Source organism: Bartonella sp. CB10SXKL (assembly GCF_042195515.1).
Classification (GTDB): Bacteria; Pseudomonadota; Alphaproteobacteria; order Rhizobiales; family Rhizobiaceae; genus Bartonella.
The window spans coordinates 14,402-27,569 of sequence record NZ_JBHION010000010.1 but is presented as its reverse complement, the minus strand read 5'-3'; the positions used below and the strand labels follow the sequence as shown (position 1 = coordinate 27,569).

The 13,168-nt window shown below is 37.4% G+C and carries 11 protein-coding genes; 2 read left to right on the top strand and 9 right to left on the bottom strand.

The features are described from left to right. Window positions 1-412: 412 nt before the first annotated feature. From ACFIK3_RS06405 to ACFIK3_RS06385, 5 genes are all read right to left on the bottom strand, one after another. Window positions 413-1,678, bottom strand: coding sequence for an acetyl-CoA carboxylase biotin carboxylase subunit family protein (locus ACFIK3_RS06405; RefSeq protein ID WP_375676430.1), 1,266 nt, complete (start codon window positions 1,676-1,678; stop codon window positions 413-415). Continuing rightward, entirely contained in the window at window positions 1,675-2,538 is an 864-nt protein-coding gene (locus tag ACFIK3_RS06400; RefSeq protein ID WP_375676439.1) for a DMT family transporter, read from the bottom strand. The genes ACFIK3_RS06405 and ACFIK3_RS06400 overlap by 4 nt, the downstream gene beginning before the upstream one ends. 80 nt (window positions 2,539-2,618) lie before the next feature. After that, window positions 2,619-3,236, bottom strand: a complete 618-nt coding sequence (locus ACFIK3_RS06395) for a DUF6421 family protein (RefSeq protein ID WP_375676429.1) — start codon at window positions 3,234-3,236, stop codon at window positions 2,619-2,621. A gap of 31 nt (window positions 3,237-3,267) precedes the next feature. Further along, entirely contained in the window at window positions 3,268-3,825 is a 558-nt protein-coding gene (locus ACFIK3_RS06390; protein WP_375676428.1) for a DUF6421 family protein, read from the bottom strand. 71 nt (window positions 3,826-3,896) lie between these two features. Beyond that, the gene (locus ACFIK3_RS06385) at window positions 3,897-4,271 is read right to left on the bottom strand and encodes a hypothetical protein (protein WP_375676427.1); all 375 of its coding nucleotides are present in this window, start codon (window positions 4,269-4,271) and stop codon (window positions 3,897-3,899) included. 749 nt (window positions 4,272-5,020) lie between these two features. Between ACFIK3_RS06385 and ACFIK3_RS06380 the strand changes: the two genes are divergently transcribed. Then, window positions 5,021-5,803 (top strand): ATP12 family chaperone protein, encoded by a 783-nt coding sequence (locus ACFIK3_RS06380; protein ID WP_375676426.1) that lies wholly within the window; start codon window positions 5,021-5,023, stop codon window positions 5,801-5,803. Between the two features lie 34 nt (window positions 5,804-5,837). Here the strand turns inward: ACFIK3_RS06380 and ACFIK3_RS06375 are convergent, their stop codons facing one another. From ACFIK3_RS06375 to uvrA, 4 genes are all read right to left on the bottom strand, one after another. After that, on the bottom strand, window positions 5,838-6,383 hold the full coding sequence (locus ACFIK3_RS06375; protein ID WP_375621407.1) for a hypothetical protein: 546 nt from the start codon (window positions 6,381-6,383) through the stop codon (window positions 5,838-5,840). Window positions 6,384-6,539: 156 nt separating this feature from the next. Beyond that, window positions 6,540-7,949 carry a type I glutamate--ammonia ligase gene (gene glnA, locus ACFIK3_RS06370; RefSeq protein WP_273791493.1) on the bottom strand — a complete coding sequence of 470 codons (1,410 nt, stop codon included), beginning with the start codon at window positions 7,947-7,949 and terminating at the stop codon, window positions 6,540-6,542. 59 nt (window positions 7,950-8,008) lie between these two features. After that, complete coding sequence (locus ACFIK3_RS06365) at window positions 8,009-8,347, bottom strand: P-II family nitrogen regulator (RefSeq protein WP_015856528.1); 339 nt, start codon at window positions 8,345-8,347, stop codon at window positions 8,009-8,011. Between the two features lie 1,068 nt (window positions 8,348-9,415). Then, complete coding sequence (uvrA, locus tag ACFIK3_RS06360; RefSeq protein WP_375660585.1) at window positions 9,416-12,331, bottom strand: excinuclease ABC subunit UvrA; 2,916 nt, start codon at window positions 12,329-12,331, stop codon at window positions 9,416-9,418. Window positions 12,332-12,660: 329 nt separating this feature from the next. Between uvrA and ssb the strand changes: the two genes are divergently transcribed. After that, window positions 12,661-13,167 (top strand): single-stranded DNA-binding protein, encoded by a 507-nt coding sequence (gene ssb, locus ACFIK3_RS06355; RefSeq protein ID WP_273791491.1) that lies wholly within the window; start codon window positions 12,661-12,663, stop codon window positions 13,165-13,167. Window position 13,168: the final 1 nt, after the last annotated feature.

Genomic DNA, 13,168 nt, shown 5'->3' with positions numbered 1-13,168 from the left:
AGTTCTTAATAAAGATAAATCCTTTAAAAAAATTGTTCTAATGGCTGTATTGAATATATGAACAAGATCATGTCTTCTTTGTTAAATAGATATGAAATATAAGTTTTAAATCAAAGTGGGGGAGGTAAGATCTTTTTTTCTTCTTTTAAGACGTGGGGAGAAGAGGTTGATCGTATCAAAAAAGTCGTTTAGAAGTTTTTATTATTGTTTCAAATATAGAAACATTGAAGAGCTTTTATTAAAATGGGGTGTAAAAGTAGATTATATCTTCCTCAATTCCTGTTTTTTGAAATATGTACCTTTAATGGAAGATGTTTGCAAAGTTTTAGGCAATCGCATTCGCATTGTGAGTTCGTTTGTATCGATAAGATTTATATTAAAGTTCAGGGGCAGTAAAAATATCTTTATCGGACTATTGATAAACATGGTGTTTCCATATGATGCTTAAGGTGTCATCGAGCCATTTGTGGTAATTGCGTGCTTCTTCGTTTGAGTTATGAACAGAGAAAATAAAACCAGGATATCCACCAAATGCTGGTGGAGGTGGTGAAAGATGATTGGTTTCAAAGAAAATGATAGTTCTGGCGGTTTGAGGATGCTGTGCAACCTTATCTAGACCTAAAAATCCAGAAAACCGTCCATGACCACGAAGAGGAATAATATAATTTGCCGCCACTTTTTCAGCTGGGAGTATATCGGGAAGGTCTGGGGTTTGTTCAGCTAAAGCGGCATTCATACATAGTTTTGCAAATGAAATCCCTGTACCTTGCTCAACAATAAAATGGGAGACACCCGATCCACCTATACGAGCGCCAATCTCAATGATATAAGGTAAATTATGAGCATCTAGGCGTAGCTCTACATGGGCAGCACCTATATTTATACCAAGAGCTTTAACTCCAGAGCATGCAGCCTCACATAAAGCAATAATTAAAGGATCATCTATATCACAGCGTTGACGATAAATTGTTTCTTCAAACCATGGTCCCTCAGGCTGTCCCTTGTCTCCAACGGCCAGAACGTGTACACCTGCTGTATCAACAAAGCATTCTACGACAAACTCTTTTCCTGGCAAATACTGTTCTACGACTAAACCTACAGGTTTACTTTTATCATTAAAACGTGCCATGTCTTTATGCTGAACATTCCATACGGCTTTAATGAGATCAGGAAGTTCGGCGGAATTTTTAGCTAACATTACGCCTGTACTTGCCCATCCAGAGACGGGTTTAATAACGAGTGGATAATCCAAGGCTTGTGTTTTTGATAGGTCTTCTGGATGATCTATATAAAAGAATCCTGGTGTTCTTAAGCCTGCTTTAGCGAAAGCTTGACGCATGAGATATTTATTTCGGGTTAATGCTGCTATTTCTGGTTCAATACTTGGAGTATTGATTTTTTTTGCAGCCAAAGCTGTCCATAGGATGGCTTCTTCGCGAAGGGTTATAACCCCAGAAATATTGCGTTCTTTTGCTCCTGTTGCAAAAATGTCTAGAGCTGCCTCTGGGTTATCAAAAACAGGAAGTTGCCAAGTTGAAGTTACTGCTGCGGGGTGTTGAGAGGGAGCGCTTTCAGCGGTATCATAGATCATTATTAATTCGATATTAGCTGCTTGTGCTGCTTCAAATATAAATGGTAATTTTGCATTGCGCTGGCAAATTAACGCAAGTTTTTTCATTTTGTTTCCTCATTAAATTTGGAATTTTGGGCACGACGTTTATGTTGCCATGTAGATACCTTTGATGCATCTATAAATAAGAGTGTCATCCCTATAACAACTACAATCATAGCAATTATTTTGATCATATTGAGAGAAGGGCTCGAGCCGATTATCCATTCACATGCAATCACTGCAAAAGGGGATAATACGCCGATAGTGTTGGCGTATAATACGCCTCCTTCGGCTAAAACTTTTTGATATAATACGTAAACTGGTGCCGAGCAAACAGTTCCTAAAATCAATATTTTAAATATATCTTCTAACTTAAGATAGAAGAGTGGGGCAGGATCAAAAATAAATAATGGCATAAATGATGCTGCAGAAATTGTCGTGATCCAAGCCAGTGAGGTGAGCAAAGGTAGATTTTTAAGATAACGTTTAGACAATAAGCCATAAGCAGAATAAGAAAGTGCTGCTGTTAAGGCAAGCACTACTCCTATCAGGTTATAATATCCACCTTCTCCACTATTTATATTGAATACTACAGCTGCTACACTGACAATTATCACTCCACTAAGCTTCAGCCATGAGAATTTAAGGACATTTGTCAATGCACCTAATATATAAGTAATTCCTGGAATAGTAGCGAGCACCATGGTTAAATCACTGGCTTTGAGTGATTTTAATGCGCCAAAACTGCATACAAAATACAGCGAAAATCCTAACACTGAGAGAATTAAAAAAGAAGGTATCATGGAAAGCAATGGTAGGGATCTGAAAACAGCTTTCTCACGAAATATTGCAATCAGCCATAAGGTGGCAGCGGTGGCAAACAACCTAAGTCCAACCGCATGCATGACGGGTATATTGCTAACCAAATTCTTAGATAATAACCAACTTATGGAAAACAATGCTAGAATGGCAAAAGTAAATAATAATAATCGTCCTTTTATAAAACTCAATGATTTAATCCTCTAATCACTCGCTGTGCATAAGATGATGTTGAAAAATTAAATCGTGACTTTGAGGTCTGTGGTTTTCCAAGATTATTTTGGATATAATCTTTAGCTCCTGCCAAATAAGCGTCATCATCTAATGCTTCAAGTGCTTCTATATCTGCTATCATCAATATTATTACTTTTTCAAGACGCTCCAAATCAAATTGAAGATAACCTTGATTTGTTTCAATCAATGCTTTGTTCCGCATCAATATTTCAAAAAGCAAGATCCCTGTACCAGCATCGAATGTCATATGCTGATCAGAATCTTTTGGATAACGAAATATGCGTTCTAATAGGATAAATTCAGTTATTTCTTTCCAAAATTTTGGATGATTTTGTAGCATAATACGCACTATAATTAAATCAACTTTAGTTTCTTCTAGAAGACCTGTAAACCAATTTAATTTTATATACAGATTTTTATCCAATGGCCGCGGTCCGGTATGATGTGCATAGTCATGATAATAGCCCCACAAACAGCGAGCATCGTAAATGTCTTCTTTAGATAAGTTACGACTATGCAATTGACCGAACAGGAATTTACTATCTCGACCGAGTAAACGTTCAGCTTCCACAATTGTTTGCTTGTTGTAAATATCAAAGAATTTACTGAAAAAAAAACAAAGCAAATGCTTGCTTATCAATTTTTTGAGCAGCCGCTACAGATTCTGGGAATAGAACAATGCAATTGCCTTCTAAAAAACCTCTTGATGCTATTCCCATTTTTATACATTGAAAAGGTGATACATAATTATTTGTATATTTTGAGGCGTCAGCAAGATAGGCCGTTTCATGACGATATCCTGTAACTAATTCCAGCCGGAATCCTTCTGGATCAGGTCCATTTGTTGCACGCATTGGAGCCAAGAAAAACAAGGGAGCATCTGGTAATGGGGCTTTGAAAGCAGCCAAAGTGTTATCAAATTTAGGAGGGGTCGTTAAACCGCTGATTATCCACTGATGAAGATCATCAGAAATGGTCGCTAAAAGTTTTGGAGATAATCCGTCAAGAATATTGGCATGGTGGTTCAGCAGAGTGATCAATTCATTGATCATATTATTATCTGCTGAAGTTGGTTCTTTAATGCTCCCATCTCGTTCTTGGCGCATACGGAATTTGTCAACCAAGTTAACAATGGAAAGAAGCGCTTCAGATTTTTTCATGATTAGTTGACTTTAGTGAGTGGAGCAAAAAGGCCATTGGCACTTGTCCAAAATTTTCGACAATATTCAGCCTATAGCGATTTGCCGCAACCGATGTTGTGATACAAGAATCTTGCTTTTTCAGCCTTACAAAGAACGGCTGCATCAGCATTGCTGTTGGCAAATACTTTGTCATATTGATGAGCTACCAGAGATTGTGGGGCAGGATGAGTCGCTACGGTTTTAATTTCATCAATGTTATTGCGTTTAGCTAAAACCATAGAGTGAGTAGGCATGATAAAGCTGTCAAATAATTGCATATCACCTAAACGGGTAAATATGAGTGTATGCAAATCAGGGTAAGTAGCACGGCTTAGGAGATACCTATCTTTTTTTTGAGCAAGTTCATTAAATGCTTCTTCAAGAGTTGCGTATAAGATAATACGGGATCTCGAGTCAGTGGACAAAATATTTTTATTGTGATTGTTAAGCCACCATTATTCTGCAGTTGCACAGTTAGTATCTGCAGGGCCAAGTGTATAGATAAAAGTATTATTTTCAGATTGCATGATCTCTATTCTTTATAATTATGTGCCTAAATTTAAACTAGTGTAATATGTAGAGTACATCAAGCACAATGCGTTAAGTAATTTAGTGCTTTATAAAATCATGTATATGTGAAAGAAAATTTACGATAAATTTTGTCTTGTCATTATTCTATCATGCCGTAAAACATCGTCGTTTAGGGGAGTGATTGAGCAGGAAAAATTCTATGCAGGGTATTTATTGGATATGTTAGAGAATTATTGGAATGGTTAAGCGAAGGTGAATGACACGTAAACCGTACTGCTCTATCATTTTTTGGATGAGCAGCGTTTTTGAATCTATTCATATTGATAATACTATTGTAGATGAATAATAAGCAAATTGGTAAGGCGTGAACATCTTTGCCATAAAACTCAATATATTTAATTTCTTAATTAAGATCATACTTTTAAAAATTGTTTTACTATTATGATTGTATTGAATATATAAAAGGCAATCATCATTGTCTTGTTTGTAAAAGAAACATGAAATATAACTCTTAAATTAGAGTGGGGGGTGGTAAGGTCTTTTTTCTTCTTTGGAATCGTTAAGAAGGTCAGATTAAACCTTATTGAAGCTACAGAACCTAAAAAAACAGTCGTTTTTTTTGAAAAGATCAGAGGTAAACAATATGCGTGAGATTTTGGATCGTTTTGATATACCATTGAATAAGAAGAGTTCTGTTCAAAAGATTCAAAATCTTTCATGCCAATCACACCCAAAACGGTTTTATAAGCAAGTGAAGATCGCTTGTGAGGAGGTCGGCTTTACGATTTTGTTGGATGAACGTCCTGTAAAAACGCCCGCAAGGCGTCATTTTCATGTGCCAACAGAAGTGTTTGCTGAATATGTTGCTCAGGAATTTGAGAACCAAAAGCACGTTGTTGATCCTGCAAAAATGCCGATGACGCGTTTGGTTAATACTGTTATTGATGGTATCGCTGATGATATGCAGGTGGTTTTTGAAGATTTATTGCGTTTCGTTGCATGTGATATGATCTTTTATCGTGCACAGACACCTAAAGAGTTGGTGCAAAAACAATCTGAGCAATGGGATCCTTTATTAGATTGGGCAGAAAAAAAACTGGGTGCAAGGTTTTATTTGACAGAAGGGCTGATGCATGTGGAACAATCACCAGAAGCACTTCAAGCTGTGAGTCATTATTTACGTAGCGTTGAGTCTGCTTATATGCTTGCTGCACTTCATATGATGACAACCTTAACGGGATCTGCTCTCATTGCTCTTGCTGTTGCTGCGGGAAACATTGATGCTGATCATGCTTGGTCTATTGCCCATTTAGATGAAGATTGGATGATGGAACAATGGGGAATAGATAAAGAAACAATAGCACGTCGTGCTCATAAAAAAGTTGAATTTAAGGCTGCTGCTACAATTGTTACAACTTGTTTATAGGGGTAAATCTTTTATTTACGTGCATTCTTTTGGCTCAGAGTATTTTTGTGACTTTTTGAGGATTGGTTTTTACTTTATCAAGTCCAGGAAATAGTTCATTGGTTATGGTTAAGAGCGCTTCGTCATTACCACGGATAAAATACCATTGGTTATCGTGAAGTAGGGCAATAATTTCAGTTTGAATAGAGCATTTTTTTCCAGCATTTGTTGTGGTTACAAGCTCCACGGGTATAACAAAATAAGGGGTACCATTATCAAGGGTACCTTCACGTTTTTGTTTTTGATCAATGTTGATCGTTTCAATCTTGTAACTTTCTGCCAACCGTTCTATTTGGCTTTTCATGATTTGTAGAAATTGTGATTGATTAAGATTTTTTTTGGCGGTTAAGCGGTTGATGACTTGGGGAGGAATAGCATTTAAGATGGCATTTGCATCGGCATTTTTAAGTGCTTTACTATAAGCAGATGTTGCTTTCTCAAGAGTTGTAAGTTTTTGGTTGGTTATTGTATGTGCTTTAGTTGTTGATGTGATAAAGACAATGCATAAAAGAACGGGAACGAGAAAACAAATTCGCGGCATTAGAAACCTTTGTTAATTCATTTGAAGAGATTCAACACATTATAAAGGAAAAGCGGACGAGCAAAAAGCCTCTTGCGCTTTTGCATGAGAAGAATATCCACAAAAATGGAGGCTTTTGCCTCCATTTTAAAAATCAAAAGAATGCGTATTGATTGTTTAAACAGAATAGTACATATCAAATTCAACAGGATGGGGTGTTGTTTCGTAACGCAAGACTTCTTGCATCTTTACTTGAATGAAGGAATTAATCTGATCATCATCAAAAACGTCGCCAGCTTTAAGAAAGCCACGATCTTTGTCAAGTGCTTCAAGCGCTTCACGCAGGCTTCCTGAAACAGTAGGGATTTCTTTAAGTTCCTTTAAGGGAAGATCATAAAGATCTTTATCCATAGCATGTCCGGGATGAATTTTGTTTTTGATGCCATCAAGACCAGCCATTAAAAGGGCTGCAAATGCCAAATAGGGATTTGCTGTTGGGTCTGGAAAACGCACTTCTACGCGTTTTGAATTTGGTGAGGAGCTCATAGGAATACGGCAAGATGCAGAACGATTACGTGCTGAATAGGCAAGAAGAACAGGAGCTTCATAACCAGGAACCAAACGTTTATAGGAGTTTGTGGATGGGTTGGTAAAAGCATTTATTGCTTTTGCGTGCTTAATAACACCACCGATAAAAAACAGACAGGTTTCTGATAGTCCGGCATATTCATTTCCTGCAAAAATGGGTTTGCCATCTTTCCAAATGGAAATGTGGACATGCATTCCAGAGCCGTTATCACCAAAAACTGGTTTTGGCATGAAGGTTGCTGTTTTCCCATAACTATTTGCTATTTGATGTACAACATATTTAAAAATTTGCATCTTGTCAGCCTCGCGAACAAGTGTATCAAAACGAATACCCAATTCATGTTGGCCTGCTGCTACTTCGTGATGGTGTTTTTCGACCTGTACGCCCATATCCTTGAGTGCTGTGAGCATTTCAGAACGCATATCTTGGCAGGAATCAATTGGCGGAACAGGAAGGTAGCCTCCCTTTATTCGTGGGCGATGCCCTAGATTTCCTGTTTCATATTCCGTATCATCATTGGAGGGAAGTTCACTTGAATCGAGTTTAAACCCTGTGTTGTAAGGGTCCGTTTTATAGCGCACATCATCAAAGATAAAAAACTCTGCTTCTGGACCTACATTGATTGTATCTCCAATGCCTAAAGATTTCATATAAACCTCAGCCCTTTTGGCGATAGAACGAGGATCTCTACGATAAAATTCACCAGAGACAGGATCAAGTACATCACAAAATATGACCAAAGTAGATTGAGCAAAAAAAGGATCAATGTGTGCTGTTTCTGGATCTGGCATTAAAACCATGTCAGATTCATTAATTGTTTTCCAACCAGCAATTGAAGAACCATCAAACATGACACCATCACTAAAAGTATCTTCGCTGATCTCTGCGATATCCATTGTAATGTGATGCAATTTTCCTCGTGGATCAGTAAAACGTAAATCAACAAAACGGATTTCGTTGTCTGTAATCTGTTTGATAATATCTGATGCGGTTGTCATATTCAATTTCCTTAATGTGGCGTTGAGGTGGATAAAAAAGTGAATTTTCTCGTTATTTATTAAAGGGCATCGATACCGGTTTCGTCCGTGCCTATACGAATTGCATCATCAATGGAAAAGACAAATATTTTTCCATCTCCTATATGTTTGGTTTGAGCTGCTTTACGTATTGCATCAACAGTTTGTTCCAGTTTTTCATCGGACACAACAATTTCAATCTTTACTTTAGGTAGAAAGTCAACAACATATTTCGTACCACGATAAAGTTCTGTATGTTCCCTTTGACGACCAAAACCTTTCGCTTCTGTTACTGTAATACCATGTAACCCAATTTTTTGAAGCGCTTCTTTCACTTCATCAAGTTTGAAAGGTTTTATAATGGCTTCAATTTTTTTCATGCTGAAATTATCTCCAACGTTATTTTGTCTTTTTAGACTGCATCACATTATATTGACAACTGTAAGATGTCCAACAGATACTTTGTGCACAAAAAGTCGCAAATAATGATACTCTAAGCTCTTTTAGGAGAGTTTCTTTTGTAGAATACAGTCAAACACTGTTTTTTGGGAAAAAACCTTACAATTCTTTTACAAGAATTCAAATTATACAATAAAAGAGTTTTGTTTCTTTTTTTAGATAACACATTTACTTATAAGGATAATTAGACATTTTCCACATTAAATGAGAAACTCTAATAGCGTAGGATTTTCTCATTTTAGATCTTTTTGTCGTCAATCAATCAAAACAATACCTTTATATATCATAAATAGTACGAGTGTGTGGGTAACAACATTTGAAAAAAAATAAAATGTTTTTTATGAAAGCTTTCTATCACTAAAGGCTTTACAATATTAGGGAGTAGGGGAGATAAATATTGGAAAAGAGTGTGATGTTGCTGATTATGCTTCTTCATAAACGTAAAAATGGTGGTGTACAATAAATGAGTTTATCATTATAGCATTCATAGCTGCTGTTGTGAAATGGGCTTGGGAGCATTGAGAAATGTTTCTTTAAAACAGATGTGTGAATTGGCAATGCAAATATATTCCGTTTGGGGCGTTTTGTCCCTTCGTGAGGAATATGATCCCATTAAGGAACGCGATGAATAAAAGCGTGAAGCAATGGCAATCTTCATTATAAGATATTGCCGCGGATTCCTTTGAAATCATAAAGATAAATTAAGAAGTGATGTAAAGATAGGAACTTATTTATACCCTTAAAACTTCGTATTTTTCCCAGTTTAGGCTGTCTGGTCGTTTCAGGTATAAACAAAACAGAGAATAAATATGCAATTATGCGCGCATTCTTATTTGGCAATACGACAACTGAAACAGCTTATAAAGCGCTAAATTGTTTTTAGTCTTTGCTTCAAACGTGTTGCACTACTGGAATTAGGTGTTGGTTTACAGGTAATAATAAAAGTACAGGCTTTGTTAGTATGCTGTATTTTACAATAAAAAGCGTTTCTAAGAATTGGAATTATAGAGAGATGGGCGTAGTAAAACATCTTTTAGAAATTTTCCCGTATAGGAAGCGGGAACCTTAATGATGTCTTCAGGGCGTCCAATTGCAACAATTTCACCACCGCGATCTCCACCTTCTGGTCCTAAATCAATAATCCAGTCGGCTGTCTTTATAACATCAAGGTTATGTTCAATGACTATAACTGTGTTGCCCTGCTCGACTAGTTCGTGAAGCACTTCAAGAAGTTTGGAAATATCATGAAAATGTAAACCTGTTGTCGGTTCATCCAAAATATAGAGTGTACGTCCCGTTGTTTTACGAGAAAGTTCTTTCGCAAGTTTTACACGTTGTGCTTCCCCACCAGAAAGTGTGGTTGCTTGCTGTCCTACTTTTATGTAACCCAATCCTACTTTAATGAGAGTTTCCATTTTATTATGAATAGCGGGAATAGCTTGGAAAAATTCTTCTGCCTTTTCAATTGTCATATCCAAAATATCGGCTATAGACTGTCCTTTGAATTTTATTTCTAGTGTTTCTCGGTTATAGCGTTTTCCTTTACAGACATCGCAAGTAACATAGACATCAGGTAAAAAGTGCATTTCAATTTTGATGACTCCGTCGCCTTGGCATGCTTCGCACCGTCCTCCTTTAACATTAAATGAAAAACGCCCAGCTTTGTAACCGCGGGCTTTTGATTCTGGAAGATCAGCAAACCACTCACGAATCGGTGTAAAAGCACCTGTATAGGTTGCGGGATTAGAGCGTGGGGTGCGTCCAATAGGGGACTGGTTGATATCAATGACTTTATCAAGAAATTCTAATCCTTCAATTTTGTCATAGCTGGCAGGGCTGTGATGAGAGCCCATGATATGATGTGATGCTGCTTTGAAAAGCGTTTCAATAAGAAATGTTGATTTTCCTCCTCCAGAAACACCAGTTATGCATGTGAAGGTTCCAAGAGGAATATTCGCATTGATATTTTTGAGGTTATTGCCTTTGGCGCCAATGACTTTAAGTGTTTTCGTTTTTGATATTTTGCGTCGCTTTGTCGGCATTTTAACAGCCATTTTTCCTGAAAGGTATTGGCCTGTGAGAGAGGCTGAATTTTCTATAATTTCCTGCGGTGTCCCTTGCGCTATGATTTCTCCACCATGAACGCCCGCGGCAGGCCCCATATCAACAACATAGTCTGCTGTGAGAATAGCATCTTCATCATGTTCAACAACAATAACTGTATTGCCAAGATTGCGCAAATGACGCAGCATTTCCAAAAGGCGTTCATTATCGCGTTGGTGTAAACCGATAGATGGTTCATCTAAAATATAAAGAACGCCTGTAAGACCAGAACCAATTTGGGATGCCAACCGAATGCGTTGGCTTTCTCCCCCTGAAAGCGTTCCTGAATTTCGAGACAAGGTAAGATATTCCAATCCTACATGATTTAAAAAAGCTAAGCGTTCACGAATTTCTTTTAAAATACGTACCGCGATATTACGTTGTTTTTCTGTGAGATATTGATGAACATTGGCAAACCAATCATCTGCCTTTAGAATAGAAAGATCTGATATTTGCCCAATATGCATTCCGTTTATTTTTACAGCAAGTGCCTCTGGTTTTAAACGATAACCGTGACAAGCTGGGCAGGGCGAAGAAGACATATAACGTTCGATTTCTTCTCGAGACCAAGCAGAATCGGTTTCTTTCCAGCGTCTCTCCATATTAGGGATGATTCCTTCAAAGGGTTGGGTCATTTTATGCGAACCAGAATTATTTTTATAGATAAAAGAAATTTCATCTCTTTTTGTACCATAGAGAATAGCCTGTTGTGCTTCACTAGAGAGTTCACACCATTGATCTGTGAGTTTGAAACCGTAAGCTTTTCCTAATGCTTCTAAGGTTTGACTATAATAAAGTGAATCTGATTTAGCCCAAGGAGCAATGGCTCCATTCTTTAGGGTAAGGTTTTTATTTGGCACAATTTTTAGTGGATCCATTGCCTTTTTGATACCCAATCCATCGCAGAGAGGACAGGCCCCAAAAGGATTATTGAACGAAAAAAGGCGTGGTTCAATTTCAGGAATAGAGAAACCCGATACTGGGCAGGAAAACTTTTCTGAAAAAATGAGCCGTTTGTGTGTATCATTTTTTGATTTATGAGCAGATTCCTTTGTCGTTTCTTTTTGTGCTAAGGGTTGGTCTGCCATTTCAGCTATGGCAAGCCCATTTGCTAGCTGTAAACAGGTTTCTATACTATCAGCCAAGCGAGAGGTGATATCCTTCTGTACAACAATGCGGTCTACCACGACATCGATGTCGTGTTTATATTTTTTATCAAGAGGTGGAATATCAGCGATTTCATAGAATTTTCCATCAACTTTAGCGCGTTGAAATCCTCTTTTTAAAAGTTCTGTTAGCTCTTTTTTATATTCTCCCTTTCGTCCTCGCACTAAGGGTGCCATAATAAAAATTCGTGTTCCTTCTGGTAAGGACATAATTTGATCCACCATTTGACTTACTGTCTGGCTTTCAATAGGAAGTCCTGTTGCAGGAGAATGAGGAATACCAATACGTGCAAAGAGAAGACGCATGTAATCGTGGATTTCAGTAACGGTACCTACCGTTGAACGAGGGTTGCGACTGGTTGTTTTTTGTTCAATGGAGATAGCTGGAGAGAGACCGTCTATGCGGTCGACATCGGGTTTTTGCATGACTTCCAAAAATTGGCGTGCATAGGCTGAAAGGCTTTCGACATAGCGACGTTGTCCTTCAGCGTAAATTGTATCAAACGCTAAAGATGATTTCCCTGATCCAGAAAGTCCTGTTATAACAATGAGTTTGTCACGAGGCAGATCAAGATCAATATTTTTAAGGTTATGCTCACGTGCACCGCGAATGGAGATATATTTTTGATGAGTCATACTTTATCCTTGGCATATGTGGCAAAAATTGAGCACCTAAAATGGAATAAAACTGTTTTTTTAGAATTACAATGTGTTTAACTGCTTTAATGCAAAAGGAAGGTATAAGTTTTGTGAAAAAAATACAAATGAGCAGCTTTTTATTCTCTCGTGGTGGAATAAACTATGCGTTTTTATCATCTTTTGTTATAATTACACTGAATACAATATTGGTAAAGGATAGCATACCCATATTGATGGTCAATTGCGACATGTAAATTGAAGGTCAAGATGGTTATAACTGTTATAGAACAGAGTACTTTACGAATTAAAATTTTGGAGTTTATACGATGGCTGGTAGCCTTAATAAAGTTATTTTGATTGGTAATCTTGGTGCCGATCCTGAAATCCGCCGTTTGAATTCTGGTGATCAAGTGGCAAATCTGCGTATTGCTACTTCAGAAAGTTGGCGCGATCGGAATACAAATGAGCGAAAAGAACGCACTGAGTGGCATAGTATTGTTATTTTTAATGAAAACCTTGTCAAAGTTGCAGAGCAATATTTAAAAAAAGGCAGCAAAATTTATATTGAGGGGCAGTTACAGACACGAAAATGGCAAGATCAAAATGGAAATGACCGTTATACAACAGAGATTGTTTTGCAAAAGTACCGTGGCGAATTACAAATGCTTGATGGGCGGGGAGCTGCGAGCGGGGAGCAAGGAGCAAGTCAAGGAGGGAGTTATAGTGGTGGCTTTGCCGATAGTCACTCAAATCAGAGAAATACTTTTGGTCAAAATAATAATCAATTGGGAGAAAGTTTTTCACACAAATTAGATGATGATGTCCCTTTTTAAG

Bases quoted from the DNA above. Each gene is read 5' to 3' on its own strand.
- uvrA (WP_375660585.1), bottom strand. From the start codon at position 12,331: ATGACTCATCAAAAATATATCTCCATTCGCGGTGCACGTGAGCATAAC.
- ACFIK3_RS06380 (WP_375676426.1), top strand. From the start codon at position 5,021: ATGCGTGAGATTTTGGATCGTTTTGATATACCATTGAATAAGAAGAGT.
- ACFIK3_RS06375 (WP_375621407.1), bottom strand. From the start codon at position 6,383: ATGCCGCGAATTTGTTTTCTCGTTCCCGTTCTTTTATGCATTGTCTTT.
- glnA (WP_273791493.1), bottom strand. From the start codon at position 7,949: ATGACAACCGCATCAGATATTATCAAACAGATTACAGACAACGAAATC.
- ssb (WP_273791491.1), top strand. From the start codon at position 12,661: ATGGCTGGTAGCCTTAATAAAGTTATTTTGATTGGTAATCTTGGTGCC.
- ACFIK3_RS06405 (WP_375676430.1), bottom strand. From the start codon at position 1,678: ATGAAAAAACTTGCGTTAATTTGCCAGCGCAATGCAAAATTACCATTT.
- ACFIK3_RS06390 (WP_375676428.1), bottom strand. From the start codon at position 3,825: ATGAAAAAATCTGAAGCGCTTCTTTCCATTGTTAACTTGGTTGACAAA.
- ACFIK3_RS06365 (WP_015856528.1), bottom strand. From the start codon at position 8,347: ATGAAAAAAATTGAAGCCATTATAAAACCTTTCAAACTTGATGAAGTG.